This is a genomic window from Corynebacterium sp. HS2168-gen11, from assembly GCF_024834075.1.
Classification (GTDB): Bacteria; Actinomycetota; Actinomycetes; order Mycobacteriales; family Mycobacteriaceae; genus Corynebacterium.
Window position 1 is genome coordinate 52,185 of the sequence record NZ_JANUXR010000001.1, and the last position, 17,598, is coordinate 69,782.

General features: G+C 47.8%; 16 protein-coding genes, 3 tRNA genes and 1 riboswitch. Of the genes, 8 read left to right on the forward strand and 11 right to left on the reverse strand.

All coding sequences use genetic code 11. From position 1 onward, the window contains the following. The first annotated feature begins 6 nt into the window (after positions 1 to 6). On the forward strand, positions 7 to 1,014 hold the full coding sequence (locus NXS99_RS00215) for a DUF3515 domain-containing protein (protein ID WP_259286658.1): 1,008 nt from the start codon (positions 7 to 9) through the stop codon (positions 1,012 to 1,014). Positions 1,015 to 1,132: 118 nt separating this feature from the next. On the opposite strand, the gene NXS99_RS00220 is transcribed toward NXS99_RS00215, so the two are convergent. Both NXS99_RS00220 and NXS99_RS00225 read right to left on the reverse strand, forming a co-directional pair. After that, positions 1,133 to 2,215 (reverse strand): D-alanine--D-alanine ligase family protein, encoded by a 1,083-nt coding sequence (locus tag NXS99_RS00220; protein WP_259286659.1) that lies wholly within the window; start codon positions 2,213 to 2,215, stop codon positions 1,133 to 1,135. A gap of 11 nt (positions 2,216 to 2,226) precedes the next feature. Then, on the reverse strand, positions 2,227 to 3,237 hold the full coding sequence (locus tag NXS99_RS00225; protein WP_259286660.1) for an NAD(P)H-dependent glycerol-3-phosphate dehydrogenase: 1,011 nt from the start codon (positions 3,235 to 3,237) through the stop codon (positions 2,227 to 2,229). A gap of 443 nt (positions 3,238 to 3,680) precedes the next feature. On the opposite strand from NXS99_RS00225, the gene NXS99_RS00230 reads away from it, so the two are divergent. Then, positions 3,681 to 4,676: an NUDIX hydrolase gene (locus NXS99_RS00230; RefSeq protein ID WP_259286661.1), complete on the forward strand. Its 996-nt coding sequence runs from the start codon at positions 3,681 to 3,683 to the stop codon at positions 4,674 to 4,676. A gap of 216 nt (positions 4,677 to 4,892) precedes the next feature. Here NXS99_RS00230 and leuD read toward each other — a convergent pair whose 3' ends face one another. Continuing rightward, positions 4,893 to 5,483 carry a 3-isopropylmalate dehydratase small subunit gene (leuD, locus tag NXS99_RS00235; RefSeq protein ID WP_259286662.1) on the reverse strand — a complete coding sequence of 197 codons (591 nt, stop codon included), beginning with the start codon at positions 5,481 to 5,483 and terminating at the stop codon, positions 4,893 to 4,895. 39 nt (positions 5,484 to 5,522) lie between these two features. Then, positions 5,523 to 6,977, reverse strand: coding sequence for a 3-isopropylmalate dehydratase large subunit (gene leuC, locus NXS99_RS00240; RefSeq protein WP_259286663.1), 1,455 nt, complete (start codon positions 6,975 to 6,977; stop codon positions 5,523 to 5,525). Between the two features lie 70 nt (positions 6,978 to 7,047). Here leuC and NXS99_RS00245 point away from each other — a divergent pair, with 70 nt between their 5' ends. Beyond that, on the forward strand, positions 7,048 to 7,773 hold the full coding sequence (locus tag NXS99_RS00245) for an IclR family transcriptional regulator (RefSeq protein WP_259286664.1): 726 nt from the start codon (positions 7,048 to 7,050) through the stop codon (positions 7,771 to 7,773). Positions 7,774 to 7,820: 47 nt separating this feature from the next. Here NXS99_RS00245 and NXS99_RS00250 read toward each other — a convergent pair whose 3' ends face one another. Both NXS99_RS00250 and NXS99_RS00255 read right to left on the reverse strand, forming a co-directional pair. Then, positions 7,821 to 8,378: an HD domain-containing protein gene (locus tag NXS99_RS00250; protein WP_259286665.1), complete on the reverse strand. Its 558-nt coding sequence runs from the start codon at positions 8,376 to 8,378 to the stop codon at positions 7,821 to 7,823. Positions 8,379 to 8,684: 306 nt separating this feature from the next. Next, positions 8,685 to 8,757, reverse strand: a tRNA-Glu gene (locus tag NXS99_RS00255). A gap of 292 nt (positions 8,758 to 9,049) precedes the next feature. Here NXS99_RS00255 and NXS99_RS00260 point away from each other — a divergent pair. After that, positions 9,050 to 9,865: a DUF4300 family protein gene (locus tag NXS99_RS00260; protein WP_259286666.1), complete on the forward strand. Its 816-nt coding sequence runs from the start codon at positions 9,050 to 9,052 to the stop codon at positions 9,863 to 9,865. A 222-nt stretch (positions 9,866 to 10,087) separates the two neighbouring features. Here the strand turns inward: NXS99_RS00260 and NXS99_RS00265 are convergent. The 3 genes from NXS99_RS00265 to NXS99_RS00275 form a co-directional block, all read right to left on the reverse strand. Continuing rightward, positions 10,088 to 10,160 (reverse strand) — tRNA-Glu (locus NXS99_RS00265). A 27-nt stretch (positions 10,161 to 10,187) separates the two neighbouring features. Further along, positions 10,188 to 10,259 (reverse strand) — tRNA-Gln (locus NXS99_RS00270). Positions 10,260 to 10,368: 109 nt separating this feature from the next. Next, positions 10,369 to 11,406, reverse strand: a complete 1,038-nt coding sequence (locus tag NXS99_RS00275; protein ID WP_259286667.1) for a PHB depolymerase family esterase — start codon at positions 11,404 to 11,406, stop codon at positions 10,369 to 10,371. Between the two features lie 132 nt (positions 11,407 to 11,538). Beyond that, positions 11,539 to 11,705: riboswitch (FMN riboswitch) on the forward strand. 218 nt (positions 11,706 to 11,923) lie between these two features. Between NXS99_RS00275 and NXS99_RS00280 the strand changes: the two genes are divergently transcribed. Continuing rightward, on the forward strand, positions 11,924 to 12,637 hold the full coding sequence (locus NXS99_RS00280) for a nicotinamide riboside transporter PnuC (protein WP_259286668.1): 714 nt from the start codon (positions 11,924 to 11,926) through the stop codon (positions 12,635 to 12,637). 95 nt (positions 12,638 to 12,732) lie between these two features. Here the strand turns inward: NXS99_RS00280 and gltX are convergent, their stop codons facing one another. Then, complete coding sequence (gene gltX, locus NXS99_RS00285; protein WP_259286669.1) at positions 12,733 to 14,217, reverse strand: glutamate--tRNA ligase; 1,485 nt, start codon at positions 14,215 to 14,217, stop codon at positions 12,733 to 12,735. A 64-nt stretch (positions 14,218 to 14,281) separates the two neighbouring features. Here gltX and NXS99_RS00290 point away from each other — a divergent pair, with 64 nt between their 5' ends. Then, positions 14,282 to 15,397 carry an isochorismate synthase MenF gene (locus NXS99_RS00290; RefSeq protein ID WP_259286670.1) on the forward strand — a complete coding sequence of 372 codons (1,116 nt, stop codon included), beginning with the start codon at positions 14,282 to 14,284 and terminating at the stop codon, positions 15,395 to 15,397. Here NXS99_RS00290 and NXS99_RS00295 read toward each other — a convergent pair. Beyond that, positions 15,371 to 15,946, reverse strand: coding sequence for a bifunctional 2-polyprenyl-6-hydroxyphenol methylase/3-demethylubiquinol 3-O-methyltransferase UbiG (locus tag NXS99_RS00295; protein ID WP_259286671.1), 576 nt, complete (start codon positions 15,944 to 15,946; stop codon positions 15,371 to 15,373). The genes NXS99_RS00290 and NXS99_RS00295 overlap by 27 nt on opposite strands. 73 nt (positions 15,947 to 16,019) lie before the next feature. On the opposite strand from NXS99_RS00295, the gene NXS99_RS00300 reads away from it, so the two are divergent. Both NXS99_RS00300 and NXS99_RS00305 read left to right on the forward strand, forming a co-directional pair. Further along, complete coding sequence (locus NXS99_RS00300) at positions 16,020 to 16,721, forward strand: hypothetical protein (RefSeq protein WP_259286672.1); 702 nt, start codon at positions 16,020 to 16,022, stop codon at positions 16,719 to 16,721. Next, positions 16,718 to 17,593: a PrsW family intramembrane metalloprotease gene (locus NXS99_RS00305; RefSeq protein ID WP_259286673.1), complete on the forward strand. Its 876-nt coding sequence runs from the start codon at positions 16,718 to 16,720 to the stop codon at positions 17,591 to 17,593. The genes NXS99_RS00300 and NXS99_RS00305 overlap by 4 nt, the downstream gene beginning before the upstream one ends. Positions 17,594 to 17,598 lie beyond the last annotated feature (5 nt).

A 17,598-nucleotide genomic window follows, 5' to 3' on the forward strand; every position in this document is an offset into this window, starting at 1 on the left:
TGGGCTATGTCTGATGCTGCCGTATATTCTCATGATTCTGATCCTTCCGAATCTCTTGGTTCTGGTATTGAATTTGCCAAAGTACCAATTTTCATTGCTCTTGGATTAGCGTTGTGTTTAGTCATTGGGGTCCTTATCGGCGCCAAGGCAGTTTATGATCGAGTTGCACAACAGCCAGTCGCGCTTGCAGCTTTAGATACACCAGAGGCAGCCAGCGAACAATGCGCTACGTTGGTGAAACATCTACCGGATACTCTCGAGGGTTTTCCGCGAGCTGAAATTGTGGCGCCAGTACCTCCTGGAACTGCTGTCTGGCGAAAGTCATCGACAGAGCAAATTACGTTGCGCTGTGGCGTGCAATTACCGTTGCAGTATTCAGCATTAAGCGAGACTATCGATGTCAATGGAGTGCAATGGTTGCCAGTAATGGATACCACACCAAGCTCGACGTTACAGACGTGGTATACAGTAAATCTTGCAAAAGTGGTGGCTGTTACCACTGACGACCAAGGCTTTGCGAAAGAAAAGTTTCCTGTCGCACAGCTTGGAGAGGCCTTATCGAAACTCGATCTGACCCAACCACAGCCGTATCCATTACCATTAGCAGATCTTCCGGAAGATCCAGCCAGTGCGGCTGCTTGCAAGCAAGTCATGCAGCATTTACCAGCAACCCTTGGTGATTCCGTTTCCTATACTCGCCGTGATATTGCCGATCAACCTTTGATGGCCGCATGGGTAGCACAAGGCTATGAGCCTATTGTGTTACGGTGTGGAGTAGAGTTTCCACAGCATTATCAGCCAGGTGCGAGATTGCATCAAGTAGATGAGATGGTGTGGTTCGAAGATACGCTCTTAGGCAATGGAACTACGGCAAGTTACTGGTATGGATTAGGGCGTACACATATTGGAGTAATTTCTGCTCCACAAGACAGCAGTGCGGTTGCGCTGGTATCACTTGGCAAGATCTTGACACAGCATTTTCCAGCAGATAACACGCAATTATCGCAGGAGTGATGGAAAAAGGCCGTTGGTAAAAACATTCAGTGTTTTTACCAACGGCCTTTTTCCATGATTACCACATGCTTACCTGTACCGAGGTAGTGCAATCTTCGTAACGAAGAACATCGTTTCCTTAGGCGCGAGCGTGTGCCAATGCAGTGTCGACGAGAATGCTCAGCAGTTCCTCGTAGGCAACCCCACTTGCTTGGAATACCTGCGGATACATAGAAATCGAAGTGAAACCAGGCATGGTATTGATTTCGTTAATAAGTGGACCTTCTTCTGTCACGAAGAAATCCACTCGAGCAAGTCCTTCACAATTTAATGCTCTGAACGCACGCTTGGACAATGCTTGGATAGTCTGGATCGTGGAATCTCCCAAAGGAGCTGGGATTTTCGCAGATACGACATTGTCTAAGTATTTCGTATCGAATCCATAGAAGCCTTCGGTAGATTCTTCGATATCGAGCAATTGTGCTGGTACAGAGACGTCAATCGAACCATCAGGGTATTGCAGGACACCGCATTCCACTTCTGCACCGATGATTTCAGATTCCACAATAACCTTAGTGTCATGCGAATATGCCAATTCGTAGGCTTCAGGGAAGTCATCCCACGAAGTGACTTTTGAAATACCAATGGAAGATCCACCACGTGCAGGTTTCACAAATACTGGCAGTCCCAGATAGTGCTTCTCCGCATCGGTGATCGCACGATGCCCGCGAAGAATGACTTCTTTCCCAACTGGTAAATCCTCTGCTGCTAGAAGTTTCTTCGTATATTCTTTATCCATGCCGCAGGCAGATGACAGAACACCGGTACCAACATATGGAATACCTGAAAGCTCGAAGAGTCCTTGGATCGTGCCATCTTCGCCATACATACCGTGCAGGACTGGGAAAATAACATCAGCCTTGGCGAACAACGTGCCGTCGTTTAAGCGGAATTCACCACGACGTGCCGGATCAACGCTTAATGACACTTCTTGTGTCAATGTTACTGTTGGCATGACGCGATCGATTGTTCGTAGCTGAGTCGGATCTGATTCACCAACTGTCCACGTGCCATCGACAGTAATGCCAATTGGGATAACTTTGTATCGTTGTGGGTCAAGGTGCGACATAATTTCACCAGCTGAAACACAAGAAACTGAGTGTTCCGAACTTTGTCCACCATAAATTACAGCAATAGTAATACGTGTGTCAGAAGAAGCCATGAAAAGATATCCTACCTTATTATTTCTTGTTCAGATTTTTTGGACCGGCCCATCAGTGCTGCCACCATATCACTCACAGCCATTCCCTGATGGCAAACTGCATACACTGCATGTGTCAGTGGCATCTCCACACCAAGTTGCTGTGAAAGTGCGAAAATAGAAGCAGATGAAATTACCCCCTCTGCAACTTGCCCATGTGTTGCTTCACGAGCTTGCTCTAGCGTGCCGCCTTGACCTAAACGAGCACCAAAGGAACGGTTACGCGATAATGGTGAAGAACAAGTAGCCACGAGATCTCCTAAGCCTGCTAATCCGGCAAATGATAACGGATTTGCTCCCAAGGCGATACCTAATCGGCTAATTTCAGCAAGACCACGAGTGATAAGACTTGCGACGGTATTTTCCCCCAGACCACGACCAGCTGCCATACCACAAGCCAGCGCAATGACATTTTTACATGCGCCAGAAATTTCACAGCCGACTACATCGGTATTGGTATACGGGCGAAAATACGATGTTGCAAACGCATCTTGTACTCGCTGCGCGCGTTGTTCATCTACACAGGCGATCACTGTGGCAGCTGGTTGTTCTAACGCAATTTCTCGAGCCAAATTAGGGCCAGTGAGCACAGCGATGCGATCTTCAGAGATTCCGGTGACTTCTGCAATGACCTGACTCATACGCAAAAAAGAGCCTTGCTCCACACCTTTTGCCAATGACACTAATGTGCAATCAGCAGGAAATACTTCAGCCCAGGCAGTCAGATTGGAGCGTAAGGTTTGACTCGGAACAGCTAAGACCACCGTATCAACGCCATCAAGAGCCTCAGCAGCTGATGCCGTTGCCACAATAGAATCCGGCAGCTGAATGTCACTTAAATAGTCTGGATTACGGTGATGACTATTAATAAAACTGGCGACTTCTGGACGCCTAGCCCATAGCGAAACTGAGTTTCCTGCATCAGCGCATACTTTCGCTAAGGTGGTCCCCCAGCTACCTGCACCCATTACTGCTATTTTCATTGCAACGTGTCCCGCTATTCTTTCTTCTATCTCCCAAAAGAAGCCCACATTGGCCAATGACAATGTGCCAACTCAGTGTACTGCGAACTGCATCCGCAGCGATACCGATGCACACCAGCATTGCTTGCCAATTGCCCATCATTGGTGAGTTTACCTTGGTGTTTACCATACCACCGATGGCAATCACATGAATAGAAATTTTCATGCCGTACGCTATGATTGCAACAGCTAATAGTGCCAACGCACCTGCGATGTCTCACAATCATTGTCTCGCAAATGGTTGGCGCTCAAGCGTCGTCAAGCAACGATCACGCAAGTATGTTCATCATTTGGCATGCTTAGCGACGTTGCGCTCAGATGCGACACGAGGGTGAAAAAACTTTTCCGACTTGTGAATAATGACAAGCAGGAAATGGGCGTATGGCTCTAAACTCGTCAGTACTATGAATTCTTCTCACACATTCGTACCTGCTCACGGTACACATGGCCATGATCGTTTAGGAAAATTATTTCAGGAGATTGTCAAAGATCCTGCTCACGAGTTTCCGCGGACGGTGCTTGCTGCTGGCGCTGTGCTGTGGCGGCTAAGTGACGTCGGAACTGTGGAATACGCATGTATTCACCGCCCTCATTATGATGACTGGTCACTTGCCAAAGGCAAACTGGATCCAAACGAAAACCTCATAATGACTGCAGCACGCGAGATCACTGAGGAAACTGGGTATCAGATTCAACTCCAACGCTTACTTGGGCACGTGTACTACCCGATTCATGATCGCACCAAAGTTGTGTACTACTGGCTTGCCAACGTCATAGGTGGTGATTTTCTTCCGAATAATGAAGTTGATGAAATTCGCTGGTTACCAATACAAGACGCTTTGGAACTACTCACGTATGAAGTTGATCATGCGGTGTTGGCCACAGCAGATGCTGCAATACAGCGAAACGTAACCAGTAGGATTGTTCTGATTCGACATGCTCGCGCGAAGCAACGAGCAACATGGCTTGGCGACGACAAGAAGCGCCCGCTTGATCGCAAAGGTTTGCGGCAAGTGGAATTGCTTGCAGAAACTCTGCCGCCGTTTCATGCCACAACAGTCACGAGTACTCCAATTCGTCGCTGTGTACGAACCGCTGAGCCACTGGCTGCGGCGATTGGCGTATCAATGGTTGAAGATCCAGCACTTGAGAGTGATTGTTTGAACACAGATCCAACTGCTTGTATCGAGCACATTCTCGCACATAGGCAGATTCCAGGTACGCATATTGTGGTTGCAGAAGGGCCAGTGGTCAAAGCTGTTGTCGAGCATCTCTCACGACAAATGGATCATGTACTGGAAGCAACACCAGCGAAAAAAGGGTCGATCTGGGTACTTTCGTTTGCCGGTGACGCATTCGTTGGTGCTGATTATTACGCATCTGTTTTGCCGGTGAAATAGCGCAAGCGAGCGCAACATGAAATGGCTGGGTCAAACACGGCAGCTGGACCTGGCATAGCGCGAACCTGCACGACAGCTGGACCAAACGCTGCAGAACATAAAAAGCGTGAGCGTGACGGAAGTATGAGATATTTCTACTCCAATCGACGCTCACGCTTTTTAGCGCAATTACCTCAAGTTATGGATGATCTATCGGTTGTTTATCAGCCAGATCAGTTATTGCACGCGTGGTTTAAAACTTGGTCGTTTCGCTTCAAAGCTCGTAATCTCAGCCTCTTTGCGAAGTGTTAAACCAATATCGTCCAAACCTTCCATTAAGCGCCATCGAGTGTAATCATCAACCTCGAAGCTATACGTATTCGCCTCACAGGTAACACGTTTGTGCTCAAGATCAACGGTAACAGCCACGCCTGGATTCTGTTGCAGTTGTTTCCACAGCAGCTCGATATCTTCTTGTTCCATAATTGCTGCAAGCAAGCCAGATTTCCCAGAGTTGCCACGGAAAATATCGGCAAATCGCGAGGAAAATACCACTTTGAATCCATAATCCATCAGCGCCCACACTGCGTGTTCGCGCGAGGAACCAGTTCCAAAATCTGGTCCGGCAACCAAAACAGAACCATTGGCATACTCTGGACGATTCAAAACGAAGTCTGCTTCTTGAGTGCGCCAGTTATGAAACAAGCCATCTTCAAATCCAGTACGTGTGACGCGCTTGAGATATACAGCTGGAATGATTTGATCAGTATCAACATTTGATCGTGTCAATGGGACAGCTACACCTGTATGCGTGTGAAATTTTTCCATATTAACCCCTTGCTACCTTTTGCTTAGTCGTCAACCTGATCAGCACGCGCCTACTGCAGGTAAATCACTTGGATCCGCAAGCGTACCGAGTACCGCAGTTGCCGCTGCTACCTGTGGCGACACCAAGTGAGTGCGCCCACCTGGGCCTTGCCGACCTTCAAAGTTTCGATTGGAAGTAGAAGCAGAACGCTCACCTGGGCGCAATTGATCTGGGTTCATGCCCAGACACATCGAACATCCTGCAGAACGCCATTCCGCACCAGCTGCCATGAACACTTCATGCAGCCCTTCTTCTTCTGCCAATCGCTTGACCAACGCAGTTGCTGGCACCACCATCATGCGCACGGATTCAGCAATTTTACGATCCCGTAACACAGCTGCTGCTTCACGCAAGTCTTCCAAACGAGCATTTGTACAGGATCCTAAAAAGACAGTGTCAATCTTAATGTCTTTCAGTTTGGTACCCGGCGTTAAATCCATATATTGCAATGCTTGTTCTGCAGCAATGCGATCATTGTCGTTGGTGAATTCCTCAGGGAATGGCACAGCTGCATCAAGCGTGACACCCTGACCAGGATTTGTTCCCCATGTTACAAATGGTCGGAGTGCTGAGCCATCAATTTCGACAACGGTATCAAATGTTGCACCTTCATCGGTTGGCAACGTCTTCCAGTACGCTACTGCATCTTCCCAGTCTTGGCCTTTTGGTGCCAATTCTCGACCATAAATATAGTCAAACGTTGTTTGATCTGGTGCAATCATGCCAGCACGGGCACCAGCTTCGATCGACATATTACAAATCGTCATACGAGCTTCCATGCTCAATGCCGAGATTGCTTCACCACGGTATTCAATCACATGTCCTTGACCGCCGCCGGTACCAATTTTTGCAATAATCGCCAAGATCAAATCTTTGGCAGTCACACCAGGCTGCAAAGTACCACTTACTTCAATGGCCATAGTCTTAAATGGCTTTAACGACAATGTCTGCGTTGCCATGACATGTTCGACCTCAGAAGTTCCAATACCAAATGCCATTGCACCAAAAGCACCGTGCGTGGAAGTATGCGAATCACCACACACAATGGTCATGCCAGGCTGAGTGACGCCAAGTTGCGGTCCTACCTGGTGCACAATACCTTGCTGCACATCACCCATAGCGTGCAAACGAACGCCGAATTCTTCACAATTTTTACGCAACGTCGCCACCTGGGTACGTGAAATCATGTCATTGATTTCTAACAGGGAACCAGTCTGAATTCCCGCAGTTGGTACGTTATGATCTTCTGTGGCAAGGTGAAGTTCGGGGTGTCGCATACGACGTCCAGCTAAACGCAGACCATCAAACGCCTGTGGGCTGGTGACTTCATGCAACAGCTGAAGATCAATGAAAATCAGGTCCGGTTCGCCATTTTTTCCTTGGGAAACAACATGATCACGCCAAACTTTTTCGGCCAATGTCAGTTTCTGCGGACGATCCACGGGGCTGGTCATGAATTATCTTCACCTACTTCTTCTTAAATACCATTTACCATCTCACCAATTGGAATGTTAGTATCATAGCATGGGACAGATAAATTCAGAATCTTCACACTCTAGTGGCATTAAAGTACTTGATCGTGCAGTGCATATTCTGCTCACAGTTGCGAAACAGCCACGATCATTAAGCGAACTTTGTGAGGCCACTGCTCTCCCACGTGCAACCGCTCATCGACTCGCAACGGCTTTAGAAGCACATAATATTTTGACTCGTACCTCTGATGGCAAGTGGGCGATTGGAACTGTGCTATCCAGCCTCGGTGCTGGAAGTTCCACACAGCTTATCGACGCCGCCGCGCCGATTATGGCCAATTTGATGGAAACAACCGGCGAATCCATTCAGCTGTATCAACTCGCAGGTACTACTCGCGTATGCATTGCAGCACAAGAACCACCATTTGGACTTCAAAATACTGTGCCAGTCGGCTCTCGCCTTCCGCTTTCCGCTGGCAGTGCCGCAAAAGTATTCTTGGCCTATTCCTCTCCGAACTTACGTGACTCGATTTTAGAAAAAGATGACACCCAATTCACCATTGAAGATCTCCACCTTGTGAAAGAACAAGGTTGGGCGGAATCAATTGCCGAACGTGAAGTGGGATTAGCCTCTATTACTGCACCGGTGTTTCACAAAGAAGGTCTATTATTAGCAGCACTATCAATCTCAGGTCCTGCTGAACGATTCAAACCATCACCGAAAAAGTGGGCTGATGTTTTAACGCAAGCCGCAAGCGCGTTGTCAGAACGCCTCTAGCACACCGCGTCGCTATTCTTTTGCGACAGATGCAGATCCTGCGATGGTTATAGATTTTTCAAACGTGCCACCATCGCAGTGAAGGATTTCATGTGTTCAAGATCTGGCAGCTGTTGCGATAGATGTTCACAAATACGCTCATACCACCAGAGTTGCCCGTTGTAGCCTGTACGGAAGCGATGCCACACTTCATCGCCCATCGCATCGTAATCGTCCAATGTCGATTGAAGATTATGCAGCTTATCGGCTAACACAATCATTGCGACTTCTGGTTCTGCTTGTGCAAGGCGTGTTAGATAGTCCTGCGCGCGTTGCTCCCACGAGTGTAGATCACGTCGTTTCGTCACAGCTTGTACCAAAAGCGTCACAGTTTCACCAAACTTCTGCGTCAACAGCTCAGTCGATACTTCATCAGCCGCATCTTCTAACACGTCATGCAATAACGCTGCAATTCGCACGTCTTCATCATCGGTCATAGTTTCCACAATCAGCATCACAGCTACAGGATGGCTGATATACGGAATCTGCGTGCCTTTTCGATATTGATGACGATGCGCCCAGCTAGCAAAATTTAACGCGGCGAGTACTCGTTGCGAAACCATCATGAAACTTCTTTGCTCCTCTTTTCTTTCAAAAGTACTCTGCCGCATTACCACTGCAGCCATCCACTACGAAAAGGTTTTTCTACTATAGAACACTCGTGATACCTGTTGAACATGCATTGCGTATACGAGCGCACGTATTCGCTGATCACCATACATGCGATATATATCAGTTGATATCAGGTATGAAAGAGAGCATTATTCCCGCGATACGCGTCGTCAAGCATGGCGCGTGGCTGGAAAACAGAGGAAACTTTTGGCGAACGTGAAAAAACCTCCAAGATATACAATCTTGGAGGTTATGATTTGTACCCCGTACGGGATTTGAACCCGTGTTACCGGCGTGAGAGGCCGACGTCCTAGGCCGCTAGACGAACGGGGCGTATGTAACACTTGGTACGTGTTGCAACTATAATCGAGATATTCATAAAAATACAAATACGCTGTTCTTAGTACACAAACAGCGATAGTCGAAGTTATGATGAAAGCGTAAACTTACAATCATGAAGCGAACCTCAACTCTTCTGCTTTGCATCGCATGCAGCGCCGGGCTTACCAGCTGTGGAACTACGGATCAGCCCGCTTTCATCTCAACGACAGTAACGCCGACGACTTCATCTCAGGACAGCACAAACAGTTCGCAGCAAGACTCGACAACGTCAACGCAGAATGACTTGAGCAACGCACTTACCGGCATACAGTATTCAAATCTTGTCGATCAAGATTCACAAGCAGAAATACATACCTTGTTTGCGGCAGCAGGCATTCCCGATGCCGATATTCGTAATTTCATTGCCCAAGTCGATGATTTTAACCAACACGTGCCACACGATTCTCTAGTGCAAGCTGGTTTTGTTCCTTACACACCGGGAGAAGTTCATTACGATTCTGCAGGTATCATCCAAAGCTGGCTCAACACTTATCCCACCTATCCTGGCACGAACTGCAGGATTACGACGTTTACATTGTTAAAATCTCTCCTGAATTTTGATACGAAGCACCGTCTTGCAGATCCAAGTTTGCTGTTTATCGACGATGACGCAATCACGCAGAAGCAGCCGCCGCTGTTTCCTGCAGACGAACATGAATTATTCCATAGGTTGTTTAGTAAAGTTCCAACAACCAAAGCACTTGAAACTGGCACTCACGTTGCAGATATTGCCGAGTTCTTCCAAGCACAAGGCATTAGGTTCACGAATCCAAACGTCCATATGATCACGGTATTTATGCACGATACGCTAGAAGATCCAGCTGCATTATTTGTTGGGCATGCAGGTGTAGCGGTACCAGACGGCAATGGCTGGCTGTTCGTCGAAAAGCTTGCCTTTGATCAACCGTATCAGGCCTTGAAATTTGCCTCTCTTGAGCAAATTGGTACTTACCTTAGCGCTACCTACGATGAGGGTGCAGGGGTGGACTATGGCCGATCAGTAATTTTTGATAACAATCAGCTCATTGCAGGGTACAACATCAACGAGAAAACTGCGTGAGCTTCTTGAGCATTGTTGTTTTCCTCGACTACCCTGCTCTGTTGAGGTTATTCACCTGAAGATATAGTGACGGCGTTGTTGTACGGTTGGCGTTTTCCAAGATGCCATTTACATCCTAGAGATCACATTCTCAAGAGTGGTTTCTTTCCGCTGCGTCGTTTTCTATGCGTTCGCACAAATGCGAAAACCTCCAAGATTTCGTATCTTGGAGGTTTTCATTTGTACCCCGTACGGGATTTGAACCCGTGTTACCGGCGTGAGAGGCCGACGTCCTAGGCCGCTAGACGAACGGGGCATACGGTATAGTGGAAAGTTCCACCAGCTGGCCTACCAGGACTCGAACCTAGAATGAGGGTACCAGAAACCCTTGTGTTGCCAATTACACCATAGGCCATTGTTACAAGCAGGTTTATTACCTTGCAACGAGAGATATATAACCAGCTTTCCGCACAAAAGGCAAATCCGCAGGCTATGCCCCTACATCGCTATTCAAAAACAACGCCTTATACAATCTGCTCTGGGTTAAATTGTCTTTGCAAGAAATCCCAAATCTCTGCAGGCATTTCATCCTGCAACAACCACACATGGCGCTTGCCGATAAACTTCCAGTGTTCCATTTCAACTACACAATGAGGATAGATAAACCGCTGCATGCCATCTTCTTCAAGTGGCTGCGGATCAACTGCTACACAACGATTGCGCATCGCTTGCATATCAGCAGCAGCACGTGGAGCAACATATTCAGCCTCATGACGCTGTCCACCTTCATAGTGAATAATTTGATCTTGTTCGCCATGAACCAGCAGCGTAGGCAACTGATAATCCTCACAATTGTGCGTCACCGGCAAATAATACGCACCTGAGACAAGTGCCATTGCAGCAAAGGTATGCGGTTGTCGACATCCAAGCGAGTAGGCATAGCCGCCGCCATTGCTCATCCCCGTCAGATACACACGCGCACGATCAATAGCATAATGAGCATCTAATTCCGCCAAGATGGTATGCACAAATGCATCTTCATTCTCAAACGATGTCACCGAATACGGCGCACCTGGCCAAGACTGTTCCAAACCTTGCGGAAATACCACCATTGCCTCATCCCAAGCAGCCGTGCGATCAAAGCCCGAGTCGCCAGCAAATTGACGCGCTTGTACTTTCCACCCATGAAACGCAAACATTACCGGCATCGGTTGTGGATTATTCACGTCGTAATGTGTACCAACATGCAACACATATTCTCGCTGCTGCCCGCTTGCATCCACCAGCTGAAGTGTTTGAGTCTCCCCTGCTGCCACAAACGGCGTTTGCGGCACATACTCTGCTGGCGTTGGAGATGCCGGTTCAACCTCTTGAGATACTTCTGGCTCCACCTGTCGCCCAACTGTTCCAGACAATACTTGTGGGTGGCTATATAACTCCCCTGCAACTTGCAAAGTTACCAAGATCACCACGCCAAACAAGACCGCGTTCAGGATCGCCAAAGGATAACTCCGGCGCAGCCTGCGACGCTGGTGAACTCGTGTAGACCTGTGTTTTCTCATCGTAATGTAGTGTAATACCTGCCAAGAGCGGTTGACGCCACGACGCAACCAATCCTAAAAAATTCTCAGCAGCTCCTGTCATCCTTACTCTCAAACTTGGTATACCTGCAGCAACAGGACTACAATTTGACAGTACGTTCTCAGGGCGGGGTGAAATTCCCCACCGGCGGTAATAAATATTTGCCATCAAATATTTTAGCCCGCGAGCGCTGTGATTGTTCTACACGACAATGACAGGTCAAGCAGATTTTGGTGCGATTCCAGAGCCGACGGTATAGTCCGGATGCAAGAGAGCTGGATATTTCATTGTTGAAGGTGTGTTTTCACAAACCGTTGGAAAGTACACCTGAAAGTATGATCGTCCAGAAACTATGACGTGTTCTTGAGAACTAGCAGTATGTACCTGCTAGTTCTTTTGCGTTTTCTGGCTGATCAGTATCACACTGAAAATCCGTACAATAGCCCTTGAGAATATCTCTGTCGACACAAACGCTGTCTTCTTAAAGGAGCTCTCACAGTGGATTTTCTCACCAAACTTCTCGATGCCACCCTGATTATCAGTGGCGTACCTATTCTCTGGCGTGAAATTATCGGTAACGCCTTCGGTCTTGCCTCAGCGATCGGCGGCATGCGTCGCGTCGTTTGGGCTTGGCCAATTGGTATCATCGGCAACCTCTTACTGTTTACCGTATTCCTTGGTGGCGTGTTCCATACGCCACAAAATCTCGACTTATACGGTCAAGCCGGTCGTCAGGTCATGTTCTTAATCGTCAGCAGTTACGGTTGGTGGTCGTGGTCACGCGCGCATCGTCGCGGCATAAGCGAACCAAATCATACTGATCCTTCTCGTTCGATTGTGACTGAACCGCATGAAGATACCGCAGCTGTGCAACCACGCTGGGCGACTCGTCAAGAACGCATTGGCATTATCATCGCAGCCATTGGTGGCACTGCACTGTTCGCAATTATTTTCACAAGTCTTGGCTCGTGGGGCCCGCTTGCCGACGCATGGATCTTCACCGGTTCCATGCTTGCAACCTATGGCATGGCACGTGGCTGGACCGAGTTCTGGTTGATTTGGATCGGCGTTGATATTGTCGGTGTCCCACTGCTATTAAAAGCTGGTTACTACCCTTCTGCAGTGTTATACATCGTCTATGGAGTATTCGTGCTGTGGGGTTTCTTCGTATGGCTGAAAATCCAGCGTGAAGCTGCAGTGCAAGCTACATAATTTCAATAGTGAAAAAGACTTGGGAAGTATTTTACTTCTCAAGCCTTTTTCACGCTTCTTTACTGAAGCTCAAACGCTGCGTTATGCAACCAACATTATGCTTCGGTTGGCACAAATGGGGTTTGGCTCCGAGCGGCACGCAAACGTACCAAGGTTGATTCTTTGCCAAGCAGCTCCATTGATTCAAATAATGGTGGCGAAACTGCTGCACCAGAGATAGCAACTCGCAGTGCACCGTATGCAATACGCGGCTTCAATTCCAACTTTTCAATCAGCGCAGTGCTCAATGCCTCTTCAATATGTGCAGTGTCCCATTCAGTCACAGCTTCTAATGCAGCAATGCCGGCATCGAGTGGCACAATTGCGGTTTCTTTGAGGTTCTTCTTTGCGGACTTTTCATCCAGCACCAGATCCTCATCGGCGGTTACTAAGAAACGCAACAGATCCCAAGCTTCCGACAACGTCTTAATGCGAGTTTGTACTAACTCAGCTGCAAAGTTGAACTTATCGGCTGGATAGTCAGCTGGAAACTCAAAATATTCAGCCAAGTAGCTGCGCAAACGAGCGGCGAAATCAGCTGGTTCAAGCAAACGAATATGATCTGCATTGATAGCTTCTAGCTTCTTTTGATCAAAACGTGCTGGATTACGCAGTACATTTGCAACATCGAAGTTTGCAACCAACTCTTCAACCGAGAAAATATCCTTATCAGCTGCTAAGGACCAGCCAAGCAATGCCAAGTAGTTCAGCATGCCTTCTGGAATAATGCCGTTATCGCGGTGATTAAACAGATTCGACTGCGGATCACGCTTCGAGAGTTTCTTATTGCCTTCACCCATCACAAATGGCAGGTGTGCAAATACTGGTGTCTGCTTGGCAATACCAATTGCTTTTAATGCTTCATACAGTGCCAGCTGGCGTGGTGTCGACGGCAAAAGATCTTCGCCACGCAAGACGTGCGTAATACCCATCAGCGCATCATCAACTGGATTCACTAACGTATACAACGGTGCACCATTTGAACGTGCCACCACATAGTCAGGCTGCGTGAAGGATTTAAATTCCATCTCACCACGAACCAAGTCATTCCACTTCCAGTCTTGATCTGGCATGCGCAAACGCCATACTGGCTGACGACCTTCAGCTTCAAATGCTGCAATTTGTTCTGGGGTGAGATCGCGATCGTAATTGTCATATCCTAGTTTTGGATCTCGACCTGCTGCCTTATGACGCTCTTCAACTTCTTCAGCAGTGGAATACGCTGGGTAGACATACCCTGCAGCTTTGAGCTTTTCTAGCACATCGGCATAAATATCCATTCGCTGCGATTGACGATATGGCTCATGCGGACCGCCAGTCACAACGCCTTCGTCCCAATCCATTCCCAACCACTTGAGGGAATCGATAATTGCTTGGTAGGACTCTTCGGAGTCACGCGCCGCATCGGTATCTTCGATGCGGAATACTAATTTACCGCCGGTATGACGCGCATGTGCCCAGTTAAATAAGGCAGTACGCACCATTCCCACATGGGGAGTTCCGGTTGGTGATGGACAAAAACGTACACGAATTTCAGACATGGTTACTCATCTTAATACATCGAGGGTTTATGGTTTTCCCAACAGGCTACTAAACTTGCAACTTATGCATGCACGCCCAGCAACAGCTCCTGATTTTCTACTCTCACGAGCACATGGTTCTGTTCACACCCAAGGAGTCGTTCAGACTTTTCGCGATCCCTATATTGCCTCGCATGCGTTAAAACACAACCTCGTTCCTATGGTAGTTGGCGCATTACCGTTTGATCCTGCATTACCAGCTGCATTGCGTGTACCAAAGACCATTACCCGAACCGATGGCCCCCTTGAACCACCAGCGTATTATCGCCTAGCGCAACTCCCCTTTGCTCAAGTTACCGCAGAAAATCCCAGTGAAGCACAGCATCGCAATAATGTTGCTGCCGCAATTGCCACGATTGCAACCGGAAAAGTAGACAAAATTGTCTTAGCTCGCAGTCTCGATATTCTTTTCGACGCAGCTGTCGATCCACGCGCCATCGCTGCAAAATTAATTATGCTTTCCCCTGATTTCAATGGGTTCTTGGCCGATATCACGCAAGCTGACGTACCAGAAATGTCTCACTGGCTCGTTGGTTCCTCACCAGAAGTATTAGTGCGTCGTCAAGGCTCAACGGTCACGTGCTACCCATTGGCAGGTTCTGCTCCACGGCAGCAGAACCAGGCGCGGGATCATGTTGTCAGCCAAGATCTATTAGCGAGTGCGAAAAACTTACACGAACATCAATTCGTCGTGAATCATATTCTGGATATTTTACGTCCCCTGTGCGTCAGCGTGTCTGCACCTGATACGCCTGAATTAACCAGCACTGCCGAAATGTGGCATCTAGCTACTCCTATTACTGGCACATTAAAAGATCCTGCGGCAATTAATGCTTTGGATTTGGCGATGAAGTTGCATCCAACTCCTGCGATTTGCGGTACTCCTGCGTATTTGGCACGTACGGTGATTGAAGAAGCTGAACCAGTTGACCGTGGTTTTTATGCAGGTGCAGTTGGCTGGTGCGATGCGTTTGGCGATGGCGAATATATGGTTGCCATTCGGTGCGCTGAAGTACACGATACCCACTTGCGTACCTGGGCCGGAGGTGGACTGGTAGCCAGCTCCGATCCAGACGAAGAAGTTGCAGAAACTACTGCAAAGCTGCGCACAATCCTACGTGCGCTTGGCCTTGAGCACTAGATCAATTCGGTATGCAGCTCCTTGGCCTGTTGTGACTTCACGCGAGGATTGTTCGTTGGCAAGAATTTCGAAATCATCGCGTTGTTCCAAATGCTTTGCCAACACTGGTGGCAATAAAAACTCATCAATACTGCGTCCGAAATGAGCAGCCATTTTAGAAATATCGTCATGATGCACCACAAGCAAGGTGCCACCACGAGCAACCGCCTCAAGCAGTTTCGTCACTGTTGTGGCGGTATCTAATAACGGCGTATAAAAGGCAGTCACCAGATCATAGGTTGCAAGTTCTGCTTGTTCAAATGTAGTTTGCAGAACATGTGCCGTTGGTGCTTGTTCTCGTAACACTGCAGCCGCAATCGGTGATGGTTCGACCGCCGTGACAGCAAAATCATGTGTCAGTAACCACGCACTATCAGCACCTTCTCCTGCACCGATATCAAGAGCAGTATTTCCTACGACATCAGTTGCGTATTTCATCAGCGCATCATTTGGATTTCCGCTCCAAATGCGACCGTTATGGCCGTGGTACATGTCATGTTCAGGTTTCATAACCGCCAGTATAACTATTCTTTGCCACAAGACTCGCCGCCTGCTGTGCAAATAGTGTTAGGCTTAAGACACAATGAAACAAACACATATTCTTCGCGATCTTCGCGCCACAGCAAGCGTGATCCTCGTGATTCTCGCTGTTATTTTTGGCCCGATTTCGCTTGCCCATCTCCTTGGTGATTCGCCAGTTGCTACAACACACGCTGATCAAAATACCAACGAGCTTGAAACCACCCTCGAAGAGGTGGAACATCCAAAGATCACCACTATTGATGGAGACACGATCGTTTGGGAAGCACAAGGCTGTACCCGCGAGCTTGCCGACGATCCGTCACACACCATTTTTAAATGTGATGACACCACGATTGATGCTCGTGACATTGATTATCTCACTGATCTGAAACTCGCGAGTTTCCGAGCAACTCGAGCATTTTTGTTCTCCAATGAAGTCACTGACAACGGCATGCTCATTGCTTCAACCGCTGGTAGTCATCCGCATATGTTTGTCTCTGATGTTCAAGATCTTGGGACATGCGATGACATAAGTGGATGTTCAGTGACACAAACCATTATCGTGCTCGATCCATCGATTCCATTAACGGATAATATTCCAGCAACTGATGAAGATGTTTTTGGCATCGCAATGAGTGTGCGGCGGAAATTCGAGGACAGCGATAACTACGACGCTGAGGTTGCACAATTGCAGCAAGTAACTACCACTATCACTGATACGTTGAGCTTTGAGAAACATCCAGCTGGAGATGATGCATCATGAGTCATGTTGATACTCGTTTGAATTATTCTGCTGCACTGGTCTTTGCTGTATTTGTTGCGATGGGTGCCGTGTGGTCATTTCCTGACCTGTTCTTTCTCGCCACCATTTCACCAATTGCGTTTGTGATCGGTGTCGGCATTGCGTTGCTGTTAGCTAGCATTATCTATCTTGTGCTTTCATATTCAAAGCTTTGGCAAGCTTCACCATGGTGGGCAGTTGCTGCAATCGTTTGGGGAATGACTGCTCCTATTATGTTCGCAGTTTTCACCAGTGACGCTATTACTGAAGTCATTCTAGATTTGAATTGGGAAGCAGCATATTCATCATTTGCTGGTGCATGGCCAGAAGAAACTGGCAAAGGTGTCGGCATCTTGCTGATCATCGTCATGGCCCGTAATCGTTTCAACCGCCCATGGGATGGTCTTTTCTTAGGATTATTTGTTGGTCTTGGGTTTGAGTTGATCGAGAATATCCAATATGGATTCTTCGGCGCGATTGAACACGGCAATAGCGATCTTTTAGGCGTTGCTGGATCATGGATGAATCGTCTCATCATTGGTGGCGGTTTACATATGATCTTTTCTGCAATTGTTGGTTTCGGCCTCAGCTACGCAATCTCAACTCCAGGATTGTCGCTTATTAAACGAATATTCGCCGCATTCAGCGGTTTCGGTCTAGGCTTTGGTATTCACTTTGCGTGGAACTACGAAAGTCCCGAAGACATTCGTTTGTTCTTGCTGATGGCTTTATACGTATTTGGAATATTTACGGTTATCCTGCTCTGGCGTATCAGCATTAAATTGGCAAATAATGCTTCCCAATTCCAGCGACAAACACAGACCGTCCAGGTACAAGCCGACCCAACGGAATAATTTTA

Coding starts and splice junctions, on each gene's coding strand:
- gltX (WP_259286669.1), bottom strand. CDS start 14,217: ATGTCTGAAATTCGTGTACGTTTTTGTCCATCACCAACCGGAACTCCC.
- leuC (WP_259286663.1), bottom strand. CDS start 6,977: ATGACCAGCCCCGTGGATCGTCCGCAGAAACTGACATTGGCCGAAAAA.
- NXS99_RS00215 (WP_259286658.1), top strand. CDS start 7: ATGTCTGATGCTGCCGTATATTCTCATGATTCTGATCCTTCCGAATCT.
- NXS99_RS00300 (WP_259286672.1), top strand. CDS start 16,020: ATGAAACAAACACATATTCTTCGCGATCTTCGCGCCACAGCAAGCGTG.
- NXS99_RS00305 (WP_259286673.1), top strand. CDS start 16,718: ATGAGTCATGTTGATACTCGTTTGAATTATTCTGCTGCACTGGTCTTT.
- NXS99_RS00250 (WP_259286665.1), bottom strand. CDS start 8,378: ATGATGGTTTCGCAACGAGTACTCGCCGCGTTAAATTTTGCTAGCTGG.
- NXS99_RS00230 (WP_259286661.1), top strand. CDS start 3,681: ATGAATTCTTCTCACACATTCGTACCTGCTCACGGTACACATGGCCAT.
- NXS99_RS00225 (WP_259286660.1), bottom strand. CDS start 3,237: ATGAAAATAGCAGTAATGGGTGCAGGTAGCTGGGGGACCACCTTAGCG.
- NXS99_RS00275 (WP_259286667.1), bottom strand. CDS start 11,406: ATGAGAAAACACAGGTCTACACGAGTTCACCAGCGTCGCAGGCTGCGC.
- NXS99_RS00220 (WP_259286659.1), bottom strand. CDS start 2,215: ATGGCTTCTTCTGACACACGTATTACTATTGCTGTAATTTATGGTGGA.
- NXS99_RS00290 (WP_259286670.1), top strand. CDS start 14,282: ATGCATGCACGCCCAGCAACAGCTCCTGATTTTCTACTCTCACGAGCA.
- leuD (WP_259286662.1), bottom strand. CDS start 5,483: ATGGAAAAATTTCACACGCATACAGGTGTAGCTGTCCCATTGACACGA.
- NXS99_RS00245 (WP_259286664.1), top strand. CDS start 7,048: ATGGGACAGATAAATTCAGAATCTTCACACTCTAGTGGCATTAAAGTA.
- NXS99_RS00295 (WP_259286671.1), bottom strand. CDS start 15,946: ATGAAACCTGAACATGACATGTACCACGGCCATAACGGTCGCATTTGG.